The 26,444-nt window shown below is 64.8% G+C and carries 25 protein-coding genes; 8 read left to right on the forward strand and 17 right to left on the reverse strand.

Going from position 1 to position 26,444, the window contains the following annotated elements; all coding sequences use genetic code 11:
• Positions 1-24: 24 nt before the first annotated feature.
• The gene (locus WH303_RS17090) at positions 25-1,419 is read right to left on the reverse strand and encodes a YihY family inner membrane protein (protein WP_339519932.1); all 1,395 of its coding nucleotides are present in this window, start codon (positions 1,417-1,419) and stop codon (positions 25-27) included.
• 20 nt (positions 1,420-1,439) lie between these two features.
• On the opposite strand from WH303_RS17090, the gene WH303_RS17095 reads away from it, so the two are divergent.
• Positions 1,440-1,892: a DUF2069 domain-containing protein gene (locus tag WH303_RS17095; RefSeq protein WP_339519934.1), complete on the forward strand. Its 453-nt coding sequence runs from the start codon at positions 1,440-1,442 to the stop codon at positions 1,890-1,892.
• 32 nt (positions 1,893-1,924) lie between these two features.
• Positions 1,925-3,346, forward strand: a complete 1,422-nt coding sequence (locus tag WH303_RS17100) for an FAD-binding oxidoreductase (protein WP_339519935.1) — start codon at positions 1,925-1,927, stop codon at positions 3,344-3,346.
• Positions 3,347-3,539: 193 nt separating this feature from the next.
• On the opposite strand, the gene WH303_RS17105 is transcribed toward WH303_RS17100, so the two are convergent.
• Positions 3,540-4,013, reverse strand: a complete 474-nt coding sequence (locus tag WH303_RS17105) for a hypothetical protein (protein WP_339519937.1) — start codon at positions 4,011-4,013, stop codon at positions 3,540-3,542.
• 344 nt (positions 4,014-4,357) lie between these two features.
• Here WH303_RS17105 and WH303_RS17110 point away from each other — a divergent pair, with 344 nt between their 5' ends.
• A complete protein-coding gene (locus WH303_RS17110; RefSeq protein ID WP_339519938.1) occupies positions 4,358-5,338 on the forward strand; it encodes a thymidylate synthase in 981 nt (326 codons plus the stop codon).
• A 44-nt stretch (positions 5,339-5,382) separates the two neighbouring features.
• Here WH303_RS17110 and WH303_RS17115 read toward each other — a convergent pair whose 3' ends face one another.
• The 11 genes from WH303_RS17115 to WH303_RS17165 all read right to left on the reverse strand — a co-directional run bounded on the left by WH303_RS17115 (position 5,383) and on the right by WH303_RS17165 (position 16,926).
• Entirely contained in the window at positions 5,383-5,799 is a 417-nt protein-coding gene (locus WH303_RS17115; protein WP_339519940.1) for a DUF4124 domain-containing protein, read from the reverse strand.
• A 60-nt stretch (positions 5,800-5,859) separates the two neighbouring features.
• The gene (locus WH303_RS17120; protein WP_339519942.1) at positions 5,860-6,840 is read right to left on the reverse strand and encodes a tripartite tricarboxylate transporter substrate binding protein; all 981 of its coding nucleotides are present in this window, start codon (positions 6,838-6,840) and stop codon (positions 5,860-5,862) included.
• 109 nt (positions 6,841-6,949) lie between these two features.
• Positions 6,950-7,939, reverse strand: a complete 990-nt coding sequence (locus WH303_RS17125) for a Bug family tripartite tricarboxylate transporter substrate binding protein (protein ID WP_027011328.1) — start codon at positions 7,937-7,939, stop codon at positions 6,950-6,952.
• 114 nt (positions 7,940-8,053) lie between these two features.
• On the reverse strand, positions 8,054-9,046 hold the full coding sequence (locus tag WH303_RS17130) for a Bug family tripartite tricarboxylate transporter substrate binding protein (protein ID WP_339519943.1): 993 nt from the start codon (positions 9,044-9,046) through the stop codon (positions 8,054-8,056).
• A gap of 23 nt (positions 9,047-9,069) precedes the next feature.
• Positions 9,070-9,765: a carboxymuconolactone decarboxylase family protein gene (locus WH303_RS17135; protein WP_339519944.1), complete on the reverse strand. Its 696-nt coding sequence runs from the start codon at positions 9,763-9,765 to the stop codon at positions 9,070-9,072.
• Entirely contained in the window at positions 9,758-11,032 is a 1,275-nt protein-coding gene (locus tag WH303_RS17140; protein WP_339519946.1) for an SDR family NAD(P)-dependent oxidoreductase, read from the reverse strand. The genes WH303_RS17135 and WH303_RS17140 overlap by 8 nt, the downstream gene beginning before the upstream one ends.
• Before the next feature lie 5 nt (positions 11,033-11,037).
• Positions 11,038-11,808, reverse strand: a complete 771-nt coding sequence (locus WH303_RS17145; protein ID WP_339519947.1) for an SDR family NAD(P)-dependent oxidoreductase — start codon at positions 11,806-11,808, stop codon at positions 11,038-11,040.
• A complete protein-coding gene (locus tag WH303_RS17150) occupies positions 11,805-12,776 on the reverse strand; it encodes an acyl-CoA dehydrogenase family protein (RefSeq protein ID WP_339519948.1) in 972 nt (323 codons plus the stop codon). The genes WH303_RS17145 and WH303_RS17150 overlap by 4 nt, the downstream gene beginning before the upstream one ends.
• Positions 12,777-12,780: 4 nt before the next feature.
• Positions 12,781-13,980: an acyl-CoA dehydrogenase family protein gene (locus WH303_RS17155; protein ID WP_339519949.1), complete on the reverse strand. Its 1,200-nt coding sequence runs from the start codon at positions 13,978-13,980 to the stop codon at positions 12,781-12,783.
• Between the two features lie 37 nt (positions 13,981-14,017).
• Positions 14,018-16,153: an acetate--CoA ligase family protein gene (locus WH303_RS17160; protein ID WP_339519951.1), complete on the reverse strand. Its 2,136-nt coding sequence runs from the start codon at positions 16,151-16,153 to the stop codon at positions 14,018-14,020.
• Positions 16,154-16,155: 2 nt separating this feature from the next.
• A complete protein-coding gene (locus WH303_RS17165; RefSeq protein WP_116924227.1) occupies positions 16,156-16,926 on the reverse strand; it encodes an enoyl-CoA hydratase/isomerase family protein in 771 nt (256 codons plus the stop codon).
• Between the two features lie 304 nt (positions 16,927-17,230).
• Here WH303_RS17165 and WH303_RS17170 point away from each other — a divergent pair, with 304 nt between their 5' ends.
• On the forward strand, positions 17,231-18,112 hold the full coding sequence (locus WH303_RS17170; protein WP_339519954.1) for an SMP-30/gluconolactonase/LRE family protein: 882 nt from the start codon (positions 17,231-17,233) through the stop codon (positions 18,110-18,112).
• On the opposite strand, the gene WH303_RS17175 is transcribed toward WH303_RS17170, so the two are convergent.
• The gene (locus WH303_RS17175; RefSeq protein WP_339519955.1) at positions 18,113-19,036 is read right to left on the reverse strand and encodes a LysR family transcriptional regulator; all 924 of its coding nucleotides are present in this window, start codon (positions 19,034-19,036) and stop codon (positions 18,113-18,115) included. It lies immediately after the preceding gene.
• 104 nt (positions 19,037-19,140) lie between these two features.
• Between WH303_RS17175 and WH303_RS17180 the strand changes: the two genes are divergently transcribed.
• The 3 genes from WH303_RS17180 to WH303_RS17190 are packed head-to-tail and all read left to right on the forward strand — an operon-like array spanning position 19,141 to position 21,899.
• Entirely contained in the window at positions 19,141-20,205 is a 1,065-nt protein-coding gene (locus WH303_RS17180; protein ID WP_021028700.1) for an LLM class flavin-dependent oxidoreductase, read from the forward strand.
• Positions 20,206-20,218: 13 nt separating this feature from the next.
• Positions 20,219-21,013 (forward strand): flavin reductase family protein, encoded by a 795-nt coding sequence (locus WH303_RS17185; RefSeq protein WP_339519957.1) that lies wholly within the window; start codon positions 20,219-20,221, stop codon positions 21,011-21,013.
• 25 nt (positions 21,014-21,038) lie between these two features.
• Positions 21,039-21,899, forward strand: a complete 861-nt coding sequence (locus tag WH303_RS17190) for an SDR family NAD(P)-dependent oxidoreductase (protein WP_339519959.1) — start codon at positions 21,039-21,041, stop codon at positions 21,897-21,899.
• Positions 21,900-21,906: 7 nt separating this feature from the next.
• On the opposite strand, the gene WH303_RS17195 is transcribed toward WH303_RS17190, so the two are convergent.
• From WH303_RS17195 to WH303_RS17205, 3 genes are read right to left on the reverse strand one after another with little or no spacing between them, the layout of a single operon-like run.
• Positions 21,907-22,839 (reverse strand): N-carbamoyl-D-amino-acid hydrolase, encoded by a 933-nt coding sequence (locus WH303_RS17195; RefSeq protein WP_339519961.1) that lies wholly within the window; start codon positions 22,837-22,839, stop codon positions 21,907-21,909.
• Positions 22,836-24,272, reverse strand: a complete 1,437-nt coding sequence (locus WH303_RS17200) for an N-acyl-D-amino-acid deacylase family protein (RefSeq protein WP_339520002.1) — start codon at positions 24,270-24,272, stop codon at positions 22,836-22,838. Before WH303_RS17200 ends, WH303_RS17195 begins: the two co-directional genes overlap by 4 nt.
• Before the next feature lie 46 nt (positions 24,273-24,318).
• Entirely contained in the window at positions 24,319-25,302 is a 984-nt protein-coding gene (locus tag WH303_RS17205) for a Bug family tripartite tricarboxylate transporter substrate binding protein (protein WP_445228303.1), read from the reverse strand.
• A 122-nt stretch (positions 25,303-25,424) separates the two neighbouring features.
• Here WH303_RS17205 and WH303_RS17210 point away from each other — a divergent pair, with 122 nt between their 5' ends.
• The gene (locus WH303_RS17210) at positions 25,425-26,402 is read left to right on the forward strand and encodes a LysR family transcriptional regulator (protein WP_339519962.1); all 978 of its coding nucleotides are present in this window, start codon (positions 25,425-25,427) and stop codon (positions 26,400-26,402) included.
• Positions 26,403-26,444: the final 42 nt, after the last annotated feature.

Below are 26,444 nucleotides of genomic sequence, written 5' to 3' on the forward strand. Positions count from 1 at the left end.
CACCCCTAACCGATCAAACTGCGCTCAACCCTTGACTGGGTCCGCCTGCACCGCATCAGCCAACGCGGGTTCCAGCACTTGCGCTGCTGCCTCCCCCTCATCCGCAGGCACCTCACCGGGCAGCCAATGGCGGCGCTCGAGCAGCGCAATCAGCGCGATCTGGTCGAGGCCGCTGTGCCACCACAAAGGCTCGGTCGCCTCGTTGCGGTCCAGCATCAGCGCGCTGACCAGCGGTGCAGCCAGGGTCTGCGCCGGCTCGATCAGCAGCACATAGCGCATGTCATGCTGGCTCTCGGGCGCGCCCGCGCTGGTGCGGCGCTCGTCCACATCGACGACGGCGCCCACCCAGTCGAGCTGGCACAGCACATCGAGCGCGCGGTGCAGCTGCACATCTTCCACCTGCAAGCGGGTGGCAAGCTGGTGCAGGTAGAGGCCTTTTTCCGGCTGGTAGCGCATCAGGTTGAGCGCGCGCAGGCATTCGAGCGCCAGCTGAAAATCCCAGCTCTGCGCCAGCGGCAGGCGCGCCACACCGGCCAGCAGGCTGGGCAGGTAGGCAGCGACCACAGCGCCCAACAGCACAATCACCCAGGCCACATAGATCCAGATCAGCAGGATCGGCAAGGTGGCAAAGGTGCCGTAGATGGTGGAATAGGTTGGCACATGCACGAGGTACAGGGTCAGCACCTTCTTGGCCACCTCGATGCCCACGGCGACAAACAGCCCGCCGGCCAGCGCATCGCGCCAGCGCACATGGGTGTTGGGCACATAGCGGTACATGGCGGTCACGCCAGATGCCAGCAGCACAAACTCCAGCGAATCAAAGGCCAGGCGGATGAGGTAGGGCAGCTCGCCCATCGCGCTGCGCGAAGCGGCCACCACCGACGAGGTCAGCACCAGGCTGGAGGCCAGCACCAGCGGTCCCAGCGACATGGCCGCCCAGTAGATCAGCACCCGCTGGCCCAGCGGACGCAGCTGGCGCACGCGCCAGATGTTGTTCAGGGTGCGGTCCATCGTCAATATCAGCGCCAGCGCCGTCACCAGCAAAAAACTCAGGCCCGCCAGGCCCAGGCGGCTTGCTTTGGACGCAAACTGCGTGATATAGCCCAGCACCTGGCTGGCGATGGTGCTGGGGATCAGGCTCTCGATCAGCCAGCGCTGCAGCTGCGCCTCGACCGTCGCGAACATCGGAAAGGCGGTGAGCAAGGCCAGCGCCACCGTGAAGAAAGGCACCAGTGCCAGCATGGTGGTAAAGGTCAGGCTGCTGGCCGTCAGGCCCAGGCGGTCCTCGCCAAAGCGCGTGCGCAAGGTATTGACGGTGTTGCGCCAGGGAAAAGCCGCGAATTGCTGCCACCACAAAGCCCATCCCTGGCGCGGTTGCACCTGCAAAGATGCCGCGTTTTTCTCATCACTGACGTACATACCGATATGATGCCATTTCCATGCCTGCATCCACCCCTGAACCCGCCGCAAATCTGCCTGATTTGGTAACGCCTGCCGCTGCGGGTGCAACTGCGGGTGCCGCTGCGCAGTTTTCGCGCTGGCTGGCCGTGGCGGCCCTGCTGGGCCTGGTGCTACTGTGCCTGGCCTGGGAGCTGTGGCTGGCCCCGTTGCGGCCGGGCGGCTCCTGGCTGGTGCTCAAGGCCTTGCCGCTGTGCATTCCACTGGCCGGCCTGCTCAAGCGCCGCATGTATACCTACCGCTGGCTGAGCCTGCTGGTGTGGCTGTATTTTATTGAGGGCGTGGTGCGCGCCTGGGGCGATGCGCCGCCCAGCCGCTGGTGCGCGCTGGCCGAGATCGCGCTGTGCCTGCTGCTGTTTGCCGCCTGCGTGCTGCATATCCGGGGCCGCCAACGCGCCGCATCCCCGGCCACCCAGCGCGCAGCCGCTTCCTAGAACCGTTTTCTTTTTATTTGCTGAGACTTCCGATGACCGACCTGATTGCGAGCTTGCGCCAGATTGTGGGCGATGCCCATGTGCTTACCGAGGGCGACCTGACGGCCTATGAGCAGGACTGGCGCCGCCGCGTCCACGGCAAGGCGCTGGCGGTGGTGCGCCCCGCCACGACCGAGCAGGTAGCCGCCGTCGTCAAGGCCTGCGCGGCCAATGGCACCTCCATCGTGCCCCAGGGCGGCAACACCGGCCTGGTCGTGGGCTCCACGCCTGATACCTCGGGCCAGCAGGTGGTGCTGAACCTGGGCCGCATGCAGGCCATCCGCGCGATCGACAAGGACAACCTGACCGTCACCGTCGAGGCCGGCTGCATCCTGCAGACCCTGCAGGAGCGCTGCGAAGGCCAGGGCTATCTGTTCCCGCTGTCGCTGGCGGCCGAAGGCAGCTGCACCATTGGCGGCAACCTGGGCACCAATGCCGGCGGCACCCAGGTGGTGCGCTATGGCAATACGCGCGAGTTGTGCCTGGGCCTCGAAGTGGTCAACGCCCAGGGCGAGATCTGGAACGGCCTCAAGGGCCTGCGCAAGGACAACACCGGCTACGACCTGCGCAACCTCTTCATCGGCAGCGAAGGCACCCTGGGCGTGATCACCGCAGCAACGATGAAGATCTACCCCATGCCCGCGAGCCAGCTCACCGCCTGGGCGGCCTTGCCGTCGTTCGATGCTGCCGTGCGCCTGCTGGCGCTGGCGCACCAGTACCTGGGCGCGGGCCTGACCGGCTTTGAGGTGATGAACCGCTTTGCGCTGACCCTCGTCGACAAGCACATGCCCCAGTTGCGCGTGCCCTTTATCGACAACCCTGCCTTCCCCTATGCCGTGGTGCTGGAGAACTCCGACAGCGAATCGGAAGAGCATGCCCGCAGCCGCTTTGAAGCCTTGATGGAAGCCGCATTCGAGCAGGAAATCGTGCTCGATGCCGTGGTCGCCGAGAACCTGGGCCAGGCCCACAACCTCTGGCATATCCGCGAGAGCATTCCCCTCGCCCAGGTCGAGGAAGGCCTCAACATCAAGCACGACATCTCCGTGCCCATCTCGCGCATTCCGGAGTTTGTCGAGCATGCCACCCAGGTGCTGAACGACAAGGTGCCGGGCATGCGCCTGGTCAACTTCGGCCACCTGGGCGACGGCAATCTGCACTTCAATGTGCAGGCGCCCGAGGGCGGGGACGCCAAGCAGTTTCTCGACGAGCGCGAGCACGAGGTCAACCACATCGTCTATGACGCGGTGGCCGCCTTTGGCGGCTCGATCTCGGCCGAGCACGGCATCGGCACGCTCAAGGTCGACACCTTGCCGCAGTACCAGTCGCCGGTGGCCCTGTCGATGATGCGGGCGGTCAAGGCCGCGCTGGATCCGCAGAACATCATGAACCCGCATGCAATGATCACACGCGCTTAGAGCCACTAGCACAACCCTTGATACGTCGTTGCCAAGCCTTGTCGTACTACTGTACTGCCTGCAGCTTGACGCCTCGTCTCAACCGCAAACCTTCGGTTTGCTGGGTCGTGTTAGCAGCTCTTAAAACCCAGCGCCAAAACAAAACAGGGCGGCCCTCCATGAGGTGCCGCCCTGTTTTTTATTCATTGAAGGATCAGGATGCCGGCGTGCCCACCGCGTTGCTGATCATCTGGTTCACATCCTTGGGCCAGGAAAACGCTGCGCCCGGATCCTGCACCACGCGCGGCTGGCCGTCCTGCAGCCACCAGATGCGCATGGTGTTGCTCTTGGCATCCAGCGCCACGGCGGCGGCATTCTGGCCACCATCGTGCTGGCGGTTGCCGGTGATGTAGTAGACGGAGCCCTGTTTGCTGAGCGGCCCGGTCACCTGCAGGTTCTGCATAAAGGCCGCGCGGTGCTCGCCCAGCAAATGCTGCATGCGCGCAGCCATCACGCCTTGCTGCAAGAAAGCGGCATCCTGCGGGTACTGGCCCACCTGCGCCTGCAGCTGGTTCCAGGCCTGTTGGGCGCTGGGGTTGCCGCCAGCGGGCGTGGTCTGGCAGCCGGCCAGTGCCAGCGCCGCAGCAGCGCCCAGGGCCAGGCCCCATTTTTTCGTCATCATCCACATAGTTAGCTGTCCTTGTAGCGTTTGCCGCGCCCTCTCCTGCGCCAGGCAAACTGTCGATGTCCCGCTGCCCACCTGTGCTTGCCACGGCCATGCACCGCCGGCCCCGGTGGGCCCGGGCGCCAAAGCCGACACCCTACACCAATTTATGGCTGCTCAGGGCGGCCGCAGACATCTCCCACACTGGCTTATCCTTACGGCCTACGCGACAAGCGCAGCCGTCGTACAGTAGGCCCTTTGGGCCTCGCCCCCTGCCCCGCCCTCGCAGTGCACCCATCGCACCGGGCCAGGCAATGCCTTAGCACCAGCGAGGCGGCAAGGCCCCGTCTCGATCAGGCCAGAAGAACATGAAGCAATACCTCCAACTCGTCCAGAACATCCTGGACCAAGGCTCCTGGCAGTCCAACCGCACAGGCATCCGCACGCTCAGCATGCCCGGCGCCATGCTCAAGTTTGATCTGCAGCAAGGCTTTCCGGCTGTCACCACGAAGAAGCTGGCCTTCAAATCCGCCATCGGCGAGATGGTGGGCTTTCTGCGTGCCGCACGCAGCGCCGCCGATTTCCGCGCGCTGGGCTGCAAGGTCTGGGACCAGAACGCCAATGAAAACCAGGCCTGGCTGGCCAACCCCTACCGCCTGGAGGCCGACGACCTGGGCCCCGTCTACGGCGTGCAATGGCGCCAATGGCCGGCCTACAAGCTGATCGACCAGGCCCTGCCCCAAGGCGCCGCCCAGGTGGCCGACGCGCTGGCCAAGGGCTACACCCAGATCGGCGAAGTGGCCGAAGACGGCAAGCGCCAGACCGTGCTCTACAAGGCCATCGACCAGCTGCGCCAGTGCCTGGACACCATCATGACGGACCCGGGCAGCCGCCGCATTCTCTTCCACGGCTGGAACTGGGCCCAGCTCGAAGAAATGGCCCTGCCCCCTTGCCATCTGCTCTACCAGTTCCTGGTTGACCAGAGCAAGCGCGAGATCTCGCTGTGCCTGTATATCCGCAGCAATGATGTCGGCCTGGGCACCCCTTTCAACCTCACCGAAGGCGCTGCGCTGCTGCACCTGATGGGGCGCCTGAGTGGCTACACCCCGCGCTGGTTCACCTACTTCATCGGTGATGCCCACATCTACGAGAACCACCTCGACATGCTGCAAGAGCAGCTCAAGCGCGAGCCCTTTGAGTCGCCGAAGCTGGTGCTGTCCGACCGCATCCCCGACTATGCGGTGACCGGCCAATACGAGCCGGAGTGGCTGGAGAAGGTGGAGCCCTCGGACTTCTGGCTGGAAGGCTACCAGCACCATGCACCGCTGACGGCGCCGATGGCTGTGTAAACAACAACGCCCGCAATCGCGGGCGTTTTGCTGAGGGCGGTGCCTTAGCCCCCGCAGCGCTCTTTCAGCGCTTCAAACGACGCCCGCTTTTGCTTGCGGATCGGCAGCGGCAGCGCAATCGACTCGGCCTCGATCTGCATGCTCTTCATGCGCTCCGGGTCGGGGCAATCGGCCGGGCGGGGTTCTGGCTCATCGGCGGGTGCGGTTGCCGGTGGTGCGGACGGCGGCGGGTTATCCGTTGGGCGGCTGGTGGCCGGGCGGTCATGCTCGCGCGGGTTGATGCCCTGGCTGGAGGGCGTCACGGTGATCGCCTCGGCCTTCTGCCCGGCTGCACAGGGCTCATCCTGAAAGCTGGTGCGGCCCTGGGCATCGACGCATTTGTTGATGGCCCAGGCCGGTGCGCTCAGCAAAGACGCTGCCGCGAGCAATCCGGCAGCGAGGGTATGGCGGGCGTAGGGCATGGGCAATCCAGACAGGTGGCAAAAAGCCCATTATGCGGCAGGCCCCCCACCCGCCCCGGCTCAATCCAGATCAATGCGCACGCCGCTCTGGAGGAGCGCCTGCAGCTTGCGGGTTTCGGCCTGCAGAAACTGGCCAAAGACCTCGGGTGTGGACAGCGACACCAGCAAACCGGTCTTGGCAATCTGGGCGCGCACGGCAGGGTCTTCAAGGGCACGGTGCAGGTCGGCATTGATCTGCCGCACCACCGCATCGGGCGTTGCAGCCGGCGCCAGCATGCCAAACCAGCTGCCGCTGACAAAGTCCATGCCCAGTTCCTTGAAAGTCGGAATCTCGGGCGCGCCCGGGTGGCGCTGCTCGGCAGCGATGGCCACGGCTGCCACCTTGCCCGACTTGACCAGCGCGTACGACGACATACCGTCAAACATGCCATCGACCACGCCCGCCATCAGATCGGTCATCGACGGCCCCTGGCCCTTGTAGGGCACATGGGTAAAGCGGATGCCCGCCTTGGTCGAAAACAGCTCGGCCGCCAGGTGCGGGCTCGACCCTGGTCCGGACGAGGCCAGCTTGAAGCTGCCCGGCTCGGCCTTGGCGCGGTCGATCAGGTTTTGCAGCGACTGGCCACGCAAGCGGTTGGTGACCAGCAGCACATTGTGGCTGGAGCCCAGCAGGCCCACGGGCCGGAACGCATCGGGCCCATAGGGCAACTGCCGGCGCAGCACCGGGTTGGAGGTGTAGGCATAGCTGGTGAACAGCAGCGTGTAGCCATCGGCTGGCGTACGGGCCACGGCGCTCGTGCCGATGATGGTGCCTGCGCCATCGCGGTTCTCCACCACCACCGGCTGGCCCCAGAGCAGCGCCAGCTTGGCCGCCAGCGAGCGGGCCAGCGTATCGGTCAGCCCGCCGGCAGAATAAGGCACCACGATGGTTACGCGCTTGTTGGGGAAAGCGGCCTGCGCCTCAGCAGCCGGGGCAGTGGCCACGCAGCAAGCCAAGCCCAGCCCCAGGGCTGTCACGCGCCAAGAAATCCTGATCGACATAAGACCTCCTTAGGGATCCTCTGCAAGAGTTGGCTGTGCCAATACGGCACAGAGGGTCCCTGGGCAGGGCTACAGAGCCTTCAGCCCCGCTGCCTGCCCGGGGCTTCGCTCAATCAACCTTGAGCTTGGCCACCTTGGCCAGCTGCTGCCACAGCGCCATATCGCTCTTGACAACCTGGCTGAACTCCGCGGCCGACTTGTGCGCAGGGATCAGCATGTTCTGCTCGGCAAACTTGGCCTTCATCTCGGGGCTGCCCAGCGCCTGGCCCAGATCGGCATTGAGGCGGTCGATGATCTTGGGGTCCGTCTTGGCGGGGGCGAACACGCCGTACCAGCCGTCGGCATCGAAGGTGTAGCCCTGCTCGGTCAGGGTCGGCACCTCCTGCAGCGCCGGGCCGCGCGCCGATCCGGTGGCGCCCAGTGCACGCAGCTTGCCGCTGCGCACATGGGGAATCGGCGAGGCGATATCCATAAAGCCCACGCCAATCGTGTTGGCCAGCAGATCGCCCAGCTCCACGGCGGTGCCCTTGTAAGGCACATGGGGCATGTCCAGGCCGTAATGGGCCTTGATGCCTTCCATCACCAAGTGGCCGGTCGAGCCACTGCCCCAGGAACCATAGGCCAGGCGGCCCGGGTGGGCCTTGGCGTACTGCACCATGTCGGCCAGGTTCTTGAAGCCGGTCGCAGGGTTGGCCACCAGCAGCACGCCCGCTGCACCCACCTGCGCCACCGGTGCCAGGTCGCGCATGGCGTCATAGGGCATCTTGGGCTGGATGATGGGGTTGATCGCAATCGACGACGACGGCGAGAACAGCAAGGTATAGCCATCGGCCTGGGCCTTGGCCACATGGTCATTGCCGATAATGCCGTTGGCGCCGGCCTTGTTCTCGACGTAGAGGCTCTCCTTCAGCGAGCTCTGCAGCGGCGGCAGCAGCATGCGCGCAAAGATGTCGCCGCCCGAGCCCGCCGGCCCCGGCACAATCATCCGGATCGCCTTGTTGGGCCAGGCCGTATTGGCCCAGGCCGTGCCGGTGCCCGCTGCGGCCAGCAGGCCCAGCAGCATCTGCCGGCGGTTGAAGCTTGCGCATAAATCGGTCATTTTTGTCTCCTGTGGATTGCCGGTGGCCGGCCTTGCGGCGGCCACCTGGTTCTTGGGTTTGCTGTGAGCAGCGGCCCAGGCTTGTGGCGCCCGGTGCAGCCGCCAGCGCACTCGTTACGACATCTTCAGATCGGCCAGTTTGGCCAGCCCACCCCAGATCTTCATATCGGACTGGATGGAGCGGGCAAACTCTGCCGCCGGTTTGACGGCAGGCAGGGCCATGTTCTGGTCTTCAAACTTTTTGCGGATATCGGCGCTTTGCGCCACCTGCACCAGGGCCTGGTTCAGCCGCTCCACCATCTCGGGGTTGGAAGTGCCAGCGGGCAAAAACATGCCATACCAGCCGTCCGCATCAAACTTGAAGCCCTGATCGGTAAAGGTGGGCACCTGCGGCGTGGCCGGTGCGCGCTGCGTGCCCGTCACCCCCACGGCCAGCAGCTTGCCATTGCGGATATGCGGCACGGGCGACGCGATGTCCATAAAGCCCATCGGAATGTTGTTGCCGATGATGTCCGACAGCTCGGTGGACAGCGCCTTGTAGGGCACATGGTGGATGTCGATGCCGTAATGGGCCTTGAGGCCCTCCAGCGCCAGATGGCCTGACGAGCCATTGCCCCAGGAGCCGCAGGACAGCTTGCCCGGATTGGCCTTGGCATAGCGCACCAGGTCGGCCAAGGAGGCAATGCCGGTCTCCGGATTGGCGACCAGAAAAATGCCCGACAGCCCAATCTGGCCCACCGGCAGCAGATCGCGCTGCGTGTCATAGGGCAGCTTGGGCTGGATAAAGGGGTTGATCACGATGGCCGACGACGGCGCAAACAACACCGTATGCGCATCATTGCTTTTGACGGCAAAGTCATTGGCGATGATGCCGTTGGCACCCACCTTGTTTTCGACATAGAAGGGTTGGCCCAGCGCTGCCTGCAGGCCAGGCGCCAGCAGGCGGGCAAACACATCGCCGCCCGATCCGGGCGAGCTGGTCACCACCAGGCGCACCGGCTTGCTGGGCCAGGGCGCGGCCGCCCGTGCGAGGGGAAGGGTGGCTGGCAGTGCGGCGGCCACGGCCGCCATCAGCAAGGTGCGGCGTTCAATGCGCAGCGGGTTCATGTTTGTCTCCTTGTAGTTCGATGTCATGCGGTGTCCAGCTCAGCCAGCACCGTGATGCCCAGCGCTGTGCCATGCACCGCCAGGTGCGCGCCCATCTGGATGACCTGCAGCACCGCTTCGCGCGCGACGCCCAGGCCCTTGGCCTGCTGCAGCGCGGCGCGCAAGGCCTCGGGCTGGCTGGCGGTAAAGCAGGCATGCAGCGCAATCGTGATCAGGCAGCGCTCGCCCGCACTCAGGCCCTGGCCGCTTTCTGCGGTGCTGGCCAGCGCCTGCAGATGGCCAAAGTAGGCCGGGTCGATGGCCTGCAGCCGCGCCCACAGGTCTGGCTGCTGGCCTTCCGTGGGTTCTGCCTTGGGTGGCAGACCATACACCTGGGCTACCTCGTCCAACGCCGCCGCTGTCGCGCCTGCGCCTTGCAGGCAAACCAAGGTCAGCACATCGAGCAAGTCGTCATCGCTGGCGCCGCAGGCCAGCGCTTTTTGCATATGCAGCTTCAAGCCGCTGGCAAACAAATGGCTGGCCGATGCGTCGAGCGCCACATAGACGAGCTCCACCATGCGCTCGCTCAAGGCCCCATTGCGCGCCGGGTAGCCGGCATAGTGGGCATAGGCCTGCAAAAACGCCGGGCGGCGGGCCAGCAGTTGCGCATTCCAAGGCCGCCAGTAGCCACGCTCCTGGCGGTACAGCGCCTCGACGGCATCGGTGTCCAGTTCAGCCATACTGGCTCTCCTTGGTGCCTGAGATATCGAGGCACTGCCCGGTGACAAACTGCGCCTGCGCCCCGGTCAGAAAACGGACCAGCGGCAGCAGTTGCGCCACTGCCGCCCCCGTGGTCTGTTCTGGCGACAGCAGCAGCGCATTGATACGCAGGCCCTGCGTGGCCCATTCGCAGGCCAGGGTTGCCACCAGCATGCGCGCTGCAGCCAGCGCCGTCTGGTGCTGCCAGGCAGGCACATCATCGGGAGCGCTAGCCGGCAGCAAGAGCAGCAGGCTGGCATCGCGCACATGGGCGGCTGCAAACTGCTGGCCGGCGTTCAGCACGGCTTCCAGCAGATCGCCGCCAGCCAGCACCTGCGTGCTGATCAGACCTTGGCATGGAGCGGCTGTTGTCGCCACCTGCGCGCCGTCCTCCGCCTGCAGCGCTTGCAACCAGGCGCCATCACAAGCGGCATCGCTGCCCGCTTGCAGCTGCAGATGCAGCGGCGTCTGCAGCGGTGCGGGCGCGGCGGTGCTCAGCGCGCAGCGGCTGCTGCCGCCGTAAATACCCGATCCGCCATCGACCGATAGGACCTGGCCCGACAGCACGCGGGCCTGGGGCTGCGCCAAAAACACCAGCGCAGCGGCCATTTCTTCGGGCTCGGCCAGGCGGCCCAGGGGGATCTTGGCAACGGCATCGGCCAGTGCCAGGCGGCCGGCATCCATCAGGCCCTGCACCAGCTCGGTACGCACAAAGCCGGGGCACAAGGTGCTCACACTCAGCTGGGGGTAGCGCTGTGCCAGGCTTTGCGACCAGGCGATCAGCCCGGCCTTGCTGGGGCTGTAGAGCCCGCGCCAGGGAATGGCCTTGTGCCCCGCGCCGGAGGATACATTGACAATGCGCGCATCCGGCTTCAAGCGCAGCAGGCAGGTCTCGAACAAGGCCTGCGGCGCCTGCAGGTTCAGCCGCAGCAGGCGCTGCCACTGCGCGCGCGCCTGCTCGGCCAGCGGGCGGCCGCTGCTGTCCGAGATACCGGCGTTGTTGACCAGGGCATCGAGCGCTGGCAACTCTGCCAGCTGGCGGCCGAGCTGGGCCAGCGCCTGCGCATCGGTCAGGTCCAACGCAAAGGCCTGCGCGCTGACCGCCCCTTGCGCGAGGCACTGCTGGGGCAGCTCGGCAATCGCGGGGCTGATGTCGGCCAGCAGGCAGTCCCAGCCCTGCTGCGCAAACTGCAGCGCGGCAGCACGGCCAATGCCGGAGGCCGCACCGGTGATCAAGACAGCGGGCATAGGCTTTAGATGTTGGTGAAGGTGATGCCGCCATCCACCACCAGCGCCTGCGCGGTGGTGAACTGCGCAGCATCGCTGGCGAGGAAGCAGATGGTGCCGGCAATGTCGTCCACCGTGCCCAGACGCCCCATTGGCGTCTTGGCCACGCGGCCGGCATCGCGCTCGGCATTGCGGTTGCGTTGCGTGCCCTCGGTCGGCACGGCCGAGGGACAGACCGCATTGACGCGGATATGGCGCTCGCCCAGCTCCGCCGCCGCAGCGCGGGTAATGCCCAGCACGCCCGCCTTGATGCCCGAATACACCATCGAACTACCGGCCGAGCGCAGCGCCGCCACCGAGGCCACATTGATGATGGCGCCACCGCGCTCCGCATCCATGCGGGCAGCGGCGGCCTGGATGCCCCAGAGCACGGCCTTGAAGCCGATGTCCAGCATGCGGTCCACCGTCTCGGGCATGATCTCGCTGACCGATTGGTAGCGCACCCAGGCGGCGTTGTTGACCAGGATGTCCAGCCGCTGGTGGCGGGCATAGGCCTCGTCCACGGCGGCGGTCATCTCTTCGCGCGTGGCCACGTTCTTCACCACGCCAAAGGCCTGGCCGCCCTGGGCGGTGATGGCAGCCACGGTTTCTTCAACCAGCGCCTCCTTCAGGTCATTGACCGCCACCACGGCGCCGCGCGCAGCCAGCTGCAGCGCGGTGGCGCGGCCAATACCAGCAGCAGCGCCGGTGACCAGGGCCACGCGGCCTTCCATATCTCTTGCTATTGCGCCTGTCATTGCGTCACCTCACAACGGTCGATAAAGTCAGCGCCGACGGCGCGCATCACAGCCCCCGCCCCCATGCAGGCGTCAAGTTTCTTGAGCTCGCGCAGGCTGCGGTGCAGCCCCAGCTCCCAGGTAAAGCCCATGCCGCCATGCAGGTGGATGGCCTTTTCCAGCACCCAGGCGCCCTGGTTCAAGGCAGCGGCCAAGGCGCTATCTGCTTGGCGCGGATTGCCCCACTCATCGGTGCGCAGCGCGCGCCAGGCCTGGGCGCTCGATGCCTCCAGCAGCAGGCGCATGCGCGCCAGGTGGTGGCGCACTGCCTGCTTGGCCGACAGCGGCCGGCCAAACTGCACGCGCGCCTGCAGGTAATCAGTGGTGCGTTCCAGCGCGCCGGCACACATCCCGTTCACATACTCGGCCCAGAGCAGCTTGGTATCGGCGCAAAAGGCCTGCGACTGCTGCGCGTCCAGGCTCAAGAGCGGCGTGGCACCGGCGGTCGATACCCACAGCTGGGGCACCTCGGGGTCCAGCATTTCTTCGGCCTGGCAGCGCAAGGCCGCCTTGTCGTAGAGCGCAAAACCAGCATCGGTCTGCACCAGCACATAGTCGGCCTGCAGGCCATTGCGCGCCACCCCGCTCCAGTCGCCAGCGGCCTGCGCGGCCATCACCACGCACAGCGATTTCTCACCGCGCAGCAGCTGGCCACCGGCCTCCGTGCCTTGCAGTGCCTTGCTCGCGGCAATCTGCTCAGGCAAGGGGTAAGACAGTTGCATCTGCCCTGCTACCCGCACCACCGGCATCGCAAAGGCCAGCGGCAGGCCCAGGCCGCCCTGCGCTTCATCGGCGCAGATGCCAAACAGGCCGGCATCGGCCATGGCCACAGCCGCCTCGGCCGGGCCTTGCCCTTGCAGCGCCGCGATGACCGCCTGCGCCGCCTGCCCAAACTCCTCGGGCTGCAGCTCTTCAGTTTGCATCGTCATCCCTTTAGTCCTTGGTCAGCTGTTGAATGCGCTGGGCAATGACATCCAGCTGCACTTCGGTGGTCCCGGCATAGATGCTCTCGGCGCGCGAGAACAGATAGGCCTGCGTGAAATGGGCCTTGGCGCGCCGTGCCAGCGCGCTGTGGCCAGGGTGGATATCGGCCACCATCGCCAGCGCCAGCGAGGCAAAGGCCTGGTGGCATTCCGACCAGTACAGTTTGGTGAGCGAGCCGCGCGCACCAATCGGCTCACCGGCCTGCAACTGCTCCACGCTGCGCTCGACCAGGCCCTTGAGGCCATCGATCTGGCTGACCACCTGGCCGATGGCCTGGCGCAGGCCCGGCTCTTGCAGGCGGCCACGCAGCGCGGGCTCGGACTGGTAGGCACGCACCAGCTGGCGCAGCTCGCATTCAAAACGCCAGGCCCGGTACATGCGGTTGGTGGCGCGCTCGATCGACAGCACGCGGATAGCCGCACTCCAGCCTTCGTCGGCAGCGCCCAGGCGGGCCGAATCGGGCACGCGCACCTGGTCAAAAAACACCTCGGCGAACGACTGCTTGTTGTCGATGGAGCGGATTGGCACCACGCGGATGCCGGGCGTGTCCATCGGCACCGCAAACATCAGCAGGCCCCGGTGCTTGTCGGCCACGGTGCCGGTGCGGGTCAGCAGCAGGCAGTAATGGGCCTTGGCCGCGCCGCTGGTCCAGATCTTCTGGCCCTGGATGAGCCAGTCATCGCCATCGGGCGTGGCGTTGGTGCGCAGCCGCGCCAGGTCCGACCCGGCCTCGGGCTCGGAAAAGCCCTGGCACCAGTACTCGCGCATCTCCAGAATCGCGGGCAGAAAGGCCTGTTTTTGCGCCTCGGTGCCCACGGCCATGATGATGGGGCCGGCCAGCTCCTTACCAATTGAGCTGACGCTCTCGGGCATGGCCAGTGCGCCCACTTCCTTGTTCACCGCCAGGTGCTCGCGCAGGCTCAGGCCATGGCCGCCATAGGCGGTCGGCCAGGTCATGCCGGCCAGGCCCGCCTGGTACATGCGCGCTTCCCAGTCGCGGCACTCGTCCAGGCTGGGCGTGCGGTAGTCCACGCTGTCGGCGCGCACAGGGGCCGGCAAATGACTGTGCAGCCAGTCACGCGCATATTGCCGGTAGGCACCCGGGCCCGATGCGGCATCGGGGCGGGCGAAATTCTCTTCCTGTTTCATCGCATAGTTCCGATCAAAGTCTGCATGGCGCTGCACATCAGGCCTGCGGCGGGGCCGCCACCATCAGTGCATCGACCGCAATCACGCCCTCGCCGGCAGGCTGGACCAGCACCGGGTTCAGGTCGATCTCGGCGATCTCGCCGGCATAGGCCAGCGCCAGCTCCGACAGGCGCGCCACCGTGGCGGCCATGGCCTGCACATCGGCAGCGGGCTGGCCGCGCACCCCTTGCAGCAGCGGGTAGAGCTTGAGCGAGGCGATCATCTGCAGCGCCTCGGCCTGCGTCACCGGTGCCACCTGCACCGCCACGTCTTTCAGCACCTCGGCATAGATGCCGCCCATGCCCACCATCACCACCGGGCCAAAGGCCGCGTCGTGTGAAACGCCGGTGATCATCTCCACACCCCCGCCCACCATCGGCGCGACCAGCACGCCATCGATCTGCGCCTGCGCTGCGCGCTCTGCGACCCGGGCCAGCAGCTGTGCATAGGCCGTGCGGGCCTGCGCGGCGCTGCGGATGTTGAGCTCGACGCCACCGACCTCGGTCTTGTGGGCAATGTCGGGCGAGACAATCTTGAACACCACCGGGAAGCCGATCTGCTCGGCCGCAGCCACCGCTGCATCGGCGGACTGCACCACCTGCTCCTGCGTCACCGGCACACCGGCCCGCGCCAAAAAGGCCTTGGCATGGAACTCGTTGCGGAAGACCTGGGCATCCAGCGCCTCCCAGTGCTGCGCGGCAGCGGGCGCGGTTGGGGGCTGGCCCAGTGTCTGGCCCAGGCGCACCAGTCCGGCCAGCCCACGGGCTGCCGCATCAATGGTCGGGAAGATCGCAATGCCCGCATTGGCAATGCGCTCGGTCACATCGGCAGGGCCCTGGCCAATCAGCACGATCAGGCGATCGGGGTAGTCACGCCGGATCTGGGCCAAGGCCTCCTGGTACACACCGCTCAAACGCGGGTTGTGCAAGGACAGCGACAGCAGCAGCACCAGGGTGCTGCGCGATGCGTCTTCCAGCAAGGCCGTGAGCAGCTTGTACAAGATATCGGGCCGGCTGGACATCTGCGCCGTCGCATCGACCGGGTTGCGGGTGCCGGCCACCGGCACCGCTTCCTGGATACGGGCACGCGTCGCATCCGACAGCTCGGGCAGATCCAGGCCGGCCTGCACCATCGCATCGGCCATCATCACGCCAAAGCCGCCCGATGCTGCCACCAGGGTCACACCCCGGTTGCGCGGCATCAGCGCCTGCGGCAGCACCGACAGCGCAGCCGTCAGCTCCACCATGTCTTCGATGGACTGCACCGTCAGCGCCCCCGCCCGGGTCAGCGCCGCTTCGATCACGGCGTTCGACCCGGTCAGCGCACCGGTGTGCGAGGCCGCAGCCGCCTGGCCCTGCTCGGTCGCGCCAATCTTGAGCACCACCACCACCTTGCCAGCAGCGCGGGCCGCTTCCAATGCCTGCAGCAGCTTGCTGCCATCGCGGCAGGTTTCCATGCAGCACAGGATGATGCGGGTCTGGCTGTCGCCGGCCAGCGCGGCAATGCCGTCGGCAATGTCCACATCGGCCTCATTGCCGGTCGCCATAAAGCGGCTGATGCCCAAGCCCCGGCGCACCACCGATTGCATCGTGAAACTGCCCAGGTTGCCCGACTGCGAGACGATGCCCACATGGCCGGCGGCCGGCAGCTTGTCTTCGAGCGCCACCGAGAACGAGCCAATCACCCGCTCCTCGATGCCCACCGCGCCCAGGCAGTTGGGGCCCAGCACGCGGATCTGGCGCTCCCGCGCAATCTGGCTCAGCTGCCGCTGTAGCGCAGCGCCTTCCTCCCCTGCTTCTACGAATCCGGACGACAGCACAATCGCCGCCTGCACGCCCTTGTCAGCGCAGTCGCGCAGCGCTGCGGGCGCCATCGCTGCCGGCACCGCGATGATGGCCAGCTCAGGCACCTGCGGCACATCGCGCACGCTGGTGTAAGCGGGCAGCGACTGGATGCTGCCGCCCTTGGGGTTGATGGGGTACACCGCGCCGGCAAACCCATGCTTTTGGAGCAGATGCACGGGCCGCCCACCAATCTTGGTGGGGTCGTCGGAGGCACCGATGATGGCAATCGCGCGTGCATTGAAAAACGGATCAAGACCTGCACCGGGCTGCAGGCGGGTGGTTTGCAGCATGCTCAGCGTCCTTTGAAAACAGGGGCGCGCTTTTCCAGGAAGGCCATGCGCGCTTCCTTGGCGTCTTCGGTCTTGGCCAGCGCCATCGTGAACTCCTGCTCAAAGCGGTAGGCATCACGCTGGGGCATCAGGTCCACCATGTTGGCGGCGCGCTTGGCGTAGATCACGGCCAGCGGTGCCTTGGATGCAATCTCGCGCGCCATCTCCATCGCCTTGGGCAGCAGGGCCTCAGGCGCCAGCACTTCTTCGACCACATTGCGCTGCAGCATCTCCTGGGCCGTCAGGCGCTGGCCGGTAAAGAACATGCGGCGCATGGTCGAGCGCCCCAGCAAGGTCTTGAGCATCGAGGCCCCGCCTGCCAGGCCCACATTGATCTCGGGCATGCCAAAGCTCGCGTTCGACGAGGCATAGAGAATGTCGCAGGCCGCAGCCAGGCCCATGCCTGCCCCCAGCGCCGTGCCGTTCACCGCAGCAATCACCGGCTTGGCGCATTCCTTGATCGCATTGCCGGTTTCGCGGGTGACGCGGTTGTGCTCCAGAAAATCCCCGGCCACCTCGGCATTGGGCCGGTCCTTCAGATCGGCGCCGGCGCAGAACACCGAGCCGGAACCCGTCAGCACCGCGCAGCGCACATCGTCGCGTTCGGAGATCGCATCAAAAATCGCCACCAGCTCGCGCCGCATCGCACGGTTAAGGGCATTGACGGGTGGGCGGTTCAAGGTCACCAGGGCCACGCCATCGGCGACTTCCAGCAAAACGGAGGGCTCAGACATGGCGGCCTCCCCGGACATTCGTTACAGCGGCGGTAACCGTTGGCTGGAAGGCGGCGCAGGGCGCAGCCTGCGCAATAGGCGCTATCACTTGCATGTTGTCTCCTTGGATCTTGGCCGCTCATGGCGAGCGCCTGTTTCGAATCTGTGTTTGATTCTAGGAAGGAACCCTGCAAATGATTTCCCCCCGATTGGTTGAATCTGTTCTGCGTTCCCCGGGGTAGTGGCGCCCTGGGGCAACCCTATGATGGACAGCAACCTACGTGCAGCGCGGCTCCACCCCAGGAGCCCCAACCTCAAGCCCCCCATGCATATCGAGCCCCTGATCCCGCAACGCCTGGCCCTGGGTGAATGCCCCCACTGGGATGCCGCCACCGGCCAGCTCTGGGCCATGGACTGCCGGCGCGGCCATTTGCTGCGCATCGACCCGGAAAGCGGCCACACCGAGCAGCACCTGCTGCCAGCACCCACCGGCTCGTTCGCGCTGAATGCCGATGGCAGGATCGTCATCGCGCTGAAGGAGGCGCTGGGCCTGTACGACCCGGCCAGCCGCCAGCTGCAAACCCTCGCCGAGCTGGATGAGCACCTGCCCCATCTGCGCCTGAACGATGGCTGCGCGCTGCCAGATGGCCGCTTTCTGGTCGGCAGCATGCACCTGCATCTGGAAGCAGGCGAAGCACCCAGGGGCGGCATCTATGTATTGGAGCGGGATGGCCAGTTGGCGCGCATAGGCCCAGCCCTCAAAACCGCCAATGGCCCGCTGATCCACCCCCAAAGCGGCCGCCTCTTTATCGCCGACAGCGCCGCGCAAAGCATCTATTCCTTTGATATCAGCAGCAGCCAGGCGCAGGACCAGCAACTGTTCGTGAGCACCCAGCCCCAGCAATCTGCGCCCGACGGCTGCTGCTGGGACAGTGAGGGTGGCTTGTGGACGGCCTTGGTACGTACCGGCCAGCTCGCCCGCTACGATGCCCAAGGGGCGCTGAGCCAGTTGATCAGCCTGCCCGTAGGCCACCCCAGCGCGCTCTGCTTTGGCGGGTCGGATCTGGCGGACCTGTATGTCACCAGCATCTCGGACAGCGGCCGCCTGCGCGCCAGCGGCCCGCTGGACGGTGCCATTCTGCGCATCACCGGGCTGGGGTACCGGGGGTTGGCCAAGCCCCAGGCGCGCATCCTTATTCCCGACTAGTCACTTGGGCAGCGCAAAGCGCTGCGCCTCCCCCGCCACCTGGCTGGCGACAAAATCCAGAAACAGCTTGACCTTGGCCGGGATAATCGCCGAATCGACAATCGTCGCAAACATGCCTTCTTCGAACGTGGTATTGCTCACCACATAATCTGGCAACAGCCGCACAAGGTTACCCGCCGCCAAATCGGGATAGACCGTGTAATCATCGAGCAGTGCAATACCCTCACCCAATTTTGCCAGTTCCAGTAAAGCAATGCCATTATTGGTCAAATGACGCGGAGAAAATCGAATATCTTCCACCCCTGCACCATTCTTGAAATACCAGATATGGTCTTTGCCTGGCAAATAATAGGCCAGGCATTGGACCTGCAATAAATCAGCGGGTTGATGGATCGTAGGCATTTTCTCGGCATAAGCCGGTGATGCTACCAAATAGCGCTGGCTGTGAAACAGCATGCGCCGCTTGACCCCCGCCTCGACCGGCGGCGATATTCTGAAATCAATATCGATATTGTTCTTGACCAGGTCCACCTTGGTCTCGGACAGCAGCAGCTCCACCAGGATCTCCGGGTGGGCCTGGCGAAAGCGGGCGATGAGGCCCGGCAGCACGCGCTGGCCGAACATCGTGCGGGCATGCACGCGCAGGCGCCCCTGCGGGGCAGAGCTGATGGCGGTGATGCTGGTGTGGGCCTGGTTGATGGTCCAGAGAATGCCTTCCAACTGGGCCGCATACTCCTGGCCCGATTCGGTCAGCGACACCTGGCGCGTGGAGCGCAGCAAGAGCTTGACCTGCAGCCCGTCTTCAAACTCGGTGATCATTCTCGACACGGCGGTGGCCGAGATGCCAAACAGCCGCGCCGTCTCTGAAAAACTGCGGGTCTGCGACACCGACAGGAACAGCTCCATCGCTCTCAGACGGTCCATGATTCCTCCAGATTGCGCAGTACTGAATCTCGAATTTCACGCATACAGATCTCCTGACCCCACCCCTAGAATGATTCCATATTGCCCATCATCAAGGAGACATCATGGAATTTGGCGTATTCATTCTGGCGCAGCAGCGCGGCTACCACCAGCGCTCTCAGGACGTTATCAACAACTCCATCGAACAGACCGTGGTGGCAGAGCAAGCGGGTTTCAATACCGCCTGGTATGCCGAACACCATTTCAACAATTATTCGCTGTCGCCATCGCCATTAATGACCGTGGCCCATGCCGCAGCCAAAACCAAAACCATTCGCCTGGGCACGGCGGTGTGCATTTTGCCACTCTACCACCCCGCCCGCTTCCTGGCCGAGGTCGGCTTTGTGGACACCGTGTCCAATGGGCGACTCGAGCTGGGCGTGGGCTCGGGCTACCAGCAATTTGAATTTGAACGCTTTGGCGTCGAGATCGCCAATTCCGGCGCGATCTTCAATGAGTTTCTCGACATTATTCCCAAGGCCCTGACCCAGAAAATATTCGAATACCAGGGCGAATTCCTGAATATCCCCCCCAGCTCCATCGCGGTGCGCTGCGTGCAAGACCCGATGCCCCCGCTCTGGGTCACCTCGGGCAACCCCGTCACCCTGGGCCGGGGCGTGCGCGAAGGCCACAACCTGTTTGTCACCGCCTTGCTCAACGGCAACGAGGCGATTGCCGGCCTGCGCACCAAGCTGGAGAACATTGCCTCGGCCGAAGGCAAGGACCTGGACAGTGATGTGAAGTTCGGCTTTCTGCGCTGCGGCTATGCCTCGGACAATGCCTCTGAAATCAACGCCTACCTGGACTGCGCCCGCTTTCAGCGCCGCATCTCCGAGAGCCTCAAGTTCCGCCGCGCCCAGTCGGAAGACGGCTACATGGTCAAGGAAGTGCCGACCGAGACCGACCCGACCTTCGAGCAGCTGCGCAAGAACCTGCCCGTCGGCTCGGTCAACGAAGTGATCGACAAGCTGCTCGAAGAGATCAGCATCCTCAAGCCCAAGCACATTGCGCTGCAAACCCAGCTGGGCGATTTCGACCAAAAGACCATGCTCAAGCAGATCGAGCTGTGGGGCGACAAGATCATTCCCGCCGTGAAAAAAGAAGTGGGCCAGGCCGTAGCGCTGGCTTGAAGGAGACAGGGCCATGCGCGTTCACCTCAGCAACTGCGGCTCCATCAGCCTGATGGATGCCCACAATTTTCGGGCACTCGATGTGCTGATCGAACCCCAGCCCGAGCCCCAGCTCGCGCAGGCCCTGACCCGCATTGGCACGCGTGACGGCGACAGCCATGTCTGGCTCTTCCCCCAGGTGTTGCGCTTTCTGGCCTGCCAGGCCGCAGACAGCGAATGGGACACGGGCTTTGCCGCCATGCTGGCCTATGCGCAGCAGCACGGCTGGGTCAATACCCTAGGCCAGGTGCGCGCCCACATCACCTTGGCTGCGGAAGACCAGGTCGTTTCGGTGGCCGACTTCAAGGCCGCGATGCGCGCCCTGCCCGCTGGCATCAGCGCCGTGACCACTGGCCAGGGCAAGGATGTCGCCGGCATGATCGTCTCCAGCCTCACCTCCATCTCGGCCGAGCCGCCGATGGTCGGCTTCTTTGCGCACAGCGCCTCGTCGATGGGCGATACCTTGCTGCAAACGGGCAAGTTTGTCGCCAATGTGCTGGGTGAGGAACACAGCCAGATCATTGCCAGCTTTCTGAGCCAACCCCAAGGCGAGGCCCGCTTCAAGGAAGGCCGCTGGCACAGCAGCGAGCACCAGCTGCCCGTGCTGAGCGATGCGCTGGCGAGCATGGAGTGCGACATTGTCTGCACCCACACCCTGGGCACGCACAAGCTGGTGGTCGGCAAGATCCGCAAGTCCTCCTGCAACAGCGCGAGCCCCGTGGTCAACTTCAACGCCAGCACCCACAAGCTGGTGCCCTTGGCCGCCTGATCGCAGACCAGAAAGGGCTTCAAGCATGGACTGGTTGCAATTGGACCAACGCATCTGCGTCGTCACCGGCGGCGCCAAAGGACTGGGCGCCGGCATTGTGCAAGCGCTGCTGGCCAGCGGCTGCCGTGTGGCCGTACTCGATCACGACAGCGATGCGCTGGCGCAGCTCGCCACCACCCATCCCGATGGCCAGCGCCTGCTGCCCCTGCACGCCGATGTCTCATCGCCCGCGGCGGTAGAGGCTGCGTTTCAAACACTGCAACAGCACTGGGGCGCGGGCCCCAGCGTGCTGGTCAACAATGCCGCCATCACCAGCGCCGCGCCGCTGGCCGAGCTGGACCCTGGCATCTGGGAGCGCCAGCTGCAGATCAACCTGGGCGGCTACCTGCGCATGGGCCAGGCCTTCTACCACCATTCCGACGCCAGCCTGCCGCGCGCCATTGTCAACATCGCCTCGATCTCCGCCCAGAACGCCCAGCCCCTGAGCGGCGGTTACAGCATGAGCAAGGCCGGCATCCGCATGCTGACTGCGCAAATGTGCCTGGAATGGGGCCCCGCCGGCATCCGCTGCAACACCGTCAGCCCCGGCCTGTTTGTGACCCCGCTGAGCGAGCGCTTCTACCGCAACCCGGACGACCGCGCCCGCCGCGAACAGGTCGTCCCGCTGCGCCGCATCGGCCAGATCGAAGAACTCGCCCAGGCGGTGGTCTTCCTCGCCAGCCCCCGGGCCAGCTATGTCCATGGCGCTGATCTGGTGGTCGATGGCGGCTTCAGCCATTCGCTGATGACGCATATTCCCCGGGCTTATGGGCAGGGGGAGCTGGGTGCGGGGAAAGCGCAGCCTGGCTTGGTGCAAGCCACCAATCCAGGCGTCCGCAACATGTGAGACCCGTTCAGGGCAGTGGATCGCCCGCGCCCACCCGGTCCACAATCAAGCGGTAGTGCTCAGGCCTGCGGTGCTTGGCGAAATTGAAGACATGCTGGCGGAAATGCTCACCCAGCGACAGATCGGCGCTGACGCAAATGACTTCATCGTCCTCGGTCAGCGTGCGCGCCACTATCTCTCCGGTGGGCGCAACAATGACGGAGCTGCCAATCATGTGGTGGCCATCTTCGGAGCCGCATTTGGCCGCCGCCGCCACCCAGATTCCATTTTGGTAGGCATTGGCCTGCAATGAGATCAGGTGGGTGGTCGTGCGCAGATGCACCGGCTCATTCCAATGGATATTGAGCGACGGCGTGTTGTAGCCCAGCATGACCACCTCGGCACTTTGCAAGGCCATCACGCGGTAGGTTTCCGGCCAGCGGCGGTCGTTGCACAGGCACATGCCGTATTTGACAGCGCCTGAATCGAACACCCTGAACCCCAGGTTGCCGACATGGAAATACTTTTTCTCCAGATGCTGGAATGGGGCTTCGGGCTTATGTTCCACATGGCCGGGCAGGTGGATCTTGCGGTACTTGCCCGCAATTTCTCCCTGGGAGTTGACCAGTACGGCGGTGTTGTAGGGTCGCCCGTCTTCGGCCAGTTCGGCATAGCCCAGGTAGAAGCCCACACCCAGCTCACGCGCGGCATCAAACAACGGCTGCAGATCGGCATTGGGCATCTGTGCTTCAAAGAATCGCGCTTGTGCTTCTGATTCTTCCATCCAATAACGCGGGAAGAATGTCGTGAGTGCCAACTCCGGAAAAACGACCATCTCAGCGCCCCGGGCCTTGGCCTCACGCAGCATGGCCACCAAGCGCCGGACCACCGAGCCCCGGCTATCCGATAAATGAACAGGCCCCATCTGGGCCACGGCCAAACCAAGTTTTCGTGTTGTCATTTCCCGCACTCCTTTTGCGTTGTCTGCTGAGGCTCTGCCCGGCGCAGCACTTGCCCTGGCCGCGTGCCGGTAGGCTGGTGGCCATCCCACACCTGCTGCCCATTGACCCAGACTTGTTCGATTCCCTCGCTGGCCTGCACTGGCTCCTCAAACGTGGCCTTGTCCGAAACCCGTTGAGGGTCAAACACCACCAGGTCGGCAAAGCAGCCGGGCTCCAAACGCCCACGCTGCTCCAGCCCATACTGCTGCGCAGCCAGCCCCGTCATCCGGTGGATGCCCTCTTCCAGCGACAGCAAGCCGCATTCACGCACCATGCGCCGCAGCACGCGTGTGAAGGTGCCCCACTGGCGTGGATGGGGGTGTGGATCAAAAGGCAGGCCATCGGACCCCACCAGCGTCAAAGGAAACGCAAAAATGCGGTCCACATCGTGCTGATCCATCAAGAAGTAGATGGCGCCGGCCGGTGACAGGCGCGCCAACAGCGCTTCATCGTCCAGGCCCCATTGCTGCTGCAGGTCGGCAAAATCCCGTCCTTTGGCTTCTGGGCAAGCGCTGGACCAGGTGATCATGGTGCGGCTTGCCAGGCGAACCCGGTCGAGCCGCAGCATGGTGGACGTGGCGGGATAAGGGTGGCAGTCCACACAAACGGGCTGCTTGCTGCTGGCCTCCCGGATCAGCGCCAGCGTCTCTTCCGAGCGACCATGGTTGCGCTCGCCAGCGAGCTTGTGGTGGGAGAAAACCACCCGGCAGTCTGCGTCGCGCCCCACGGCCAATGCCTCTTGCATCGCCGGGACAATGTCATCGGCCTCATCCCGCAGATGGGTGGCATACACGGCCTGGCGGCCGCGCAGTGGCCTGCAGACTTCGAGCAGTTCTCGGGTCGAGGCATGGCGTGCAGGCGGGTAGAAGGTGCCGGTCGAGATGCCGAAGGCCCCTTCGTCCAGCGCCTCGGTCAGCAAATCCCGCATCTGCGCGCACTCGTCATCGGTGGCTTCGCGCTGGTGGTCCGCCATCACCTTGACGCGCAAGGTGGTATGGCCCACCAGCGGGATGACATTGACCGCCGCTGGCTGCGCCTGCAAAGCTTGCAGCCACTCGCCAAATCGCCCAAAGCGAAACAACTCGGGCGGCCCCAGCAGGTCCAGGGGCTGCGGCAGGTTTTGCTGCACCAGCGGCGCCAGACTGATGCCGCAGTTGCCGGTAACCACCGTGGTTATGCCCTGGGAGACTTTGGGCACCATATCGCGGTGCACCAGCAGGTAGCCATCGTCATGGGTGTGCGAATCGATAAAGCCCGGTGCAAGGGCCAGACCCTGCAGGTCGATGACGGTATCACCGGCCTGCGCCTGCACCACGCCCACCTGGGCAATCCGCTCGCCCTCCACCGCCACATCGCCGCTGTAAGCCCGCCTGCCAGAGCCGTCGATCAGCATCGCATTCTTAAATATCAGCACTTTCGTCTTCTCTTTCCGGGGCTGATCAGTTGAGCTTTGCGATCTTGCTGGACTGGATGATCTCGGTCCATTTTTTAGTCTCACGGGCAATCAATTGCTTGAAATCCTCCGGCGTGCCGCCCACCGGCTGGGCGCCCAGGCCTTGAAGACTTTCGCGCACGTTAGGCATCTTCAACACCTTGTCCAGATCGGCCGCCAGTGCCTTGGCCTGCTCAGGCGTCATCTTGCGATTGCCCACCACACCGCCCCAGGAGACGATCTCGTAGCCCTTGACGCCCGCCTCGTCCATGGTCGGCACATCGGGCAGCTGCTCGATCCGCTTGCCCAGCTGGGTCACGGCCAGCGCACGCACCTTGCCCGACTTGATAAGCGGCACCGCTTCGGAGCTGTTGATGAACATATAGTCCAAGCGCCCGCCCATCAGGTCCTGCAACGCGGCAGGCCCGCCCTGGTAGGGAACGAAAACGGTATCGAGCTTTTCCAGATGGTTGAGCAGCTCCCCACTCATATGGCCGGTGGTGCCGACGCCCGAAGCCCCATAGGACAGCTTGCCGGGGTTCTTGCGCGCTTGGGCCAGCAAGTCCTGCACGGATTGGACGCTGGATGCCACCGGAACGATCAGAACGTTGTAGAGGTTGAACAGGTGCGACACCGGAACCAGGTCCTTGTCCACGTCGTAAGGCAGGGTAGAGAACAGCGCGCGATTGACCGCCAGGGTGTTGATATTTCCATAGCCCACGGTGAGCTCATTGCCCCTGATCACCTGCACCACACCGATATTGCCTGCTGCTCCGGGCTTGTTTTCTACAATCACCGGACGGTGGGCGTTCAGCGACCATTGGTTGGTAATGATGCGGCTGAGTACGTCCGGAGATCCGCCGGCCGCAGAGGGCACGACAAAGCTGATCGGCTGGCTGGCGTTGCCCTGGGCAGCCGCCGGGCCCGGCTGGGCGGCCAGCATAACAAGGGGCAACAGGAGGGCAAAACGGTTCAGAAGACGGCGATTCATGGCTTGGCTCTTTCATGGGTCTGAATATTGCTTGCAGCGTAAAGGACAAGCCGAACTCACCCAAATTGAAAAATGTCGGTGCATTCACAAACAAAGTTATATCGACCAGGGGTTAACACCACATGCCAAGCCACTCGCCTGAAACCAGCAGCCACGCCATTCACCCCCGCGCACTGAACATGCGGCAGCTGGAGGTGTTCCATGCCATCATGACCACCGGCACCATCAGCGGCGCGGCCTTGGCCTTGCATGTATCGCAGCCGGCGCTGAGCCGGGCACTGGCGCACTGCGAAGCCCGCCTGGGCTATTTGTTGTTTGAGCGGCTGGGCAGAAGGCTGCAGCCCACGCCCGAAGCCCAGCGCCTGCACGAAGAGGCGCGCGACGTGTACCGAGGCCTCGACCGGCTCAACACCCTGGCCCAGCGCATCGGCCATGCGGGCGTGGACACCTTGCACCTGGCCTGCAGTGCCACGTTTGCCAACACCTTGATTCCGCAGGCACTGCAGCAACTGATGCGCTACAGCCCGCAATTGCGCGTCGACTTTCGCACGGCGACCTATGACGAGTTGCCAGAGTACCTGCTGTCGGGTCAAGCCGATGTGGGCGTTTCTTTGGTGGAATCGAACCACCCGGGCTTGAAATCACGCTTGCTGGGCCGCCAGCGCCTGCTGTGCGTACTGCCCCCGCAGCATCCGCTGGCGGACCAGGCCGTGGTGGATCCGCTTGCGCTGTGCGACACCGCATGGATCGGCTACCCGCCGGACACCCCGCTGGGACGCCTATGCGCCTCGGCGCTGGCGATGGATGCCAGCTCGGCGAGCATTCAGGTGCGCTCGCCGGCCATTGCCCTCAGTTGCGTTCAGACGGGCTTGGGCGCTGCCATTGTGGATGCCTCATGCATCCGGCATATCCCCCGCGATGACATCGTCGTCAGGCCATTGGCAACAGAGGTGTATTCCAGCATCTGGACGATAACGTCTGCGCGGCAGCCATGCCCGGCAACGGGCCAGCAATTCATCGATGCACTGCATGCGGTACTGAAACAGCTCAGTGCTGCCGAGCCCCAGCCGCCAGCCAGCAAAACTAGCGGCGCCGCCTAAGAACCTGTTCAAAGCATGCGGTGCCCGGCCCCGACCCAGCGA

This window comes from Comamonas sp. MYb69 (genome assembly GCF_037479315.1).
Classification (GTDB): domain Bacteria; phylum Pseudomonadota; class Gammaproteobacteria; order Burkholderiales; family Burkholderiaceae_C; genus Comamonas.

What these genes read in the sequence shown, in the direction of transcription:
- WH303_RS17090 (WP_339519932.1), bottom strand. Translation starts at nt 1,419, where the DNA reads ATGTACGTCAGTGATGAGAAAAACGCGGCATCTTTGCAGGTGCAACCG.
- WH303_RS17095 (WP_339519934.1), top strand. Translation starts at nt 1,440, where the DNA reads ATGCCTGCATCCACCCCTGAACCCGCCGCAAATCTGCCTGATTTGGTA.
- WH303_RS17100 (WP_339519935.1), top strand. Translation starts at nt 1,925, where the DNA reads ATGACCGACCTGATTGCGAGCTTGCGCCAGATTGTGGGCGATGCCCAT.
- WH303_RS17105 (WP_339519937.1), bottom strand. Translation starts at nt 4,013, where the DNA reads ATGTGGATGATGACGAAAAAATGGGGCCTGGCCCTGGGCGCTGCTGCG.
- WH303_RS17110 (WP_339519938.1), top strand. Translation starts at nt 4,358, where the DNA reads ATGAAGCAATACCTCCAACTCGTCCAGAACATCCTGGACCAAGGCTCC.
- WH303_RS17115 (WP_339519940.1), bottom strand. Translation starts at nt 5,799, where the DNA reads ATGCCCTACGCCCGCCATACCCTCGCTGCCGGATTGCTCGCGGCAGCG.
- WH303_RS17120 (WP_339519942.1), bottom strand. Translation starts at nt 6,840, where the DNA reads ATGTCGATCAGGATTTCTTGGCGCGTGACAGCCCTGGGGCTGGGCTTG.
- WH303_RS17125 (WP_027011328.1), bottom strand. Translation starts at nt 7,939, where the DNA reads ATGACCGATTTATGCGCAAGCTTCAACCGCCGGCAGATGCTGCTGGGC.
- WH303_RS17130 (WP_339519943.1), bottom strand. Translation starts at nt 9,046, where the DNA reads ATGAACCCGCTGCGCATTGAACGCCGCACCTTGCTGATGGCGGCCGTG.
- WH303_RS17135 (WP_339519944.1), bottom strand. Translation starts at nt 9,765, where the DNA reads ATGGCTGAACTGGACACCGATGCCGTCGAGGCGCTGTACCGCCAGGAG.
- WH303_RS17140 (WP_339519946.1), bottom strand. Translation starts at nt 11,032, where the DNA reads ATGCCCGCTGTCTTGATCACCGGTGCGGCCTCCGGCATTGGCCGTGCT.
- WH303_RS17145 (WP_339519947.1), bottom strand. Translation starts at nt 11,808, where the DNA reads ATGACAGGCGCAATAGCAAGAGATATGGAAGGCCGCGTGGCCCTGGTC.
- WH303_RS17150 (WP_339519948.1), bottom strand. Translation starts at nt 12,776, where the DNA reads ATGACGATGCAAACTGAAGAGCTGCAGCCCGAGGAGTTTGGGCAGGCG.
- WH303_RS17155 (WP_339519949.1), bottom strand. Translation starts at nt 13,980, where the DNA reads ATGAAACAGGAAGAGAATTTCGCCCGCCCCGATGCCGCATCGGGCCCG.
- WH303_RS17160 (WP_339519951.1), bottom strand. Translation starts at nt 16,153, where the DNA reads ATGCTGCAAACCACCCGCCTGCAGCCCGGTGCAGGTCTTGATCCGTTT.
- WH303_RS17165 (WP_116924227.1), bottom strand. Translation starts at nt 16,926, where the DNA reads ATGTCTGAGCCCTCCGTTTTGCTGGAAGTCGCCGATGGCGTGGCCCTG.
- WH303_RS17170 (WP_339519954.1), top strand. Translation starts at nt 17,231, where the DNA reads ATGCATATCGAGCCCCTGATCCCGCAACGCCTGGCCCTGGGTGAATGC.
- WH303_RS17175 (WP_339519955.1), bottom strand. Translation starts at nt 19,036, where the DNA reads ATGGACCGTCTGAGAGCGATGGAGCTGTTCCTGTCGGTGTCGCAGACC.
- WH303_RS17180 (WP_021028700.1), top strand. Translation starts at nt 19,141, where the DNA reads ATGGAATTTGGCGTATTCATTCTGGCGCAGCAGCGCGGCTACCACCAG.
- WH303_RS17185 (WP_339519957.1), top strand. Translation starts at nt 20,219, where the DNA reads ATGCGCGTTCACCTCAGCAACTGCGGCTCCATCAGCCTGATGGATGCC.
- WH303_RS17190 (WP_339519959.1), top strand. Translation starts at nt 21,039, where the DNA reads ATGGACTGGTTGCAATTGGACCAACGCATCTGCGTCGTCACCGGCGGC.
- WH303_RS17195 (WP_339519961.1), bottom strand. Translation starts at nt 22,839, where the DNA reads ATGACAACACGAAAACTTGGTTTGGCCGTGGCCCAGATGGGGCCTGTT.
- WH303_RS17200 (WP_339520002.1), bottom strand. Translation starts at nt 24,272, where the DNA reads ATGCTGATCGACGGCTCTGGCAGGCGGGCTTACAGCGGCGATGTGGCG.
- WH303_RS17205 (WP_445228303.1), bottom strand. Translation starts at nt 25,302, where the DNA reads ATGAATCGCCGTCTTCTGAACCGTTTTGCCCTCCTGTTGCCCCTTGTT.
- WH303_RS17210 (WP_339519962.1), top strand. Translation starts at nt 25,425, where the DNA reads ATGCCAAGCCACTCGCCTGAAACCAGCAGCCACGCCATTCACCCCCGC.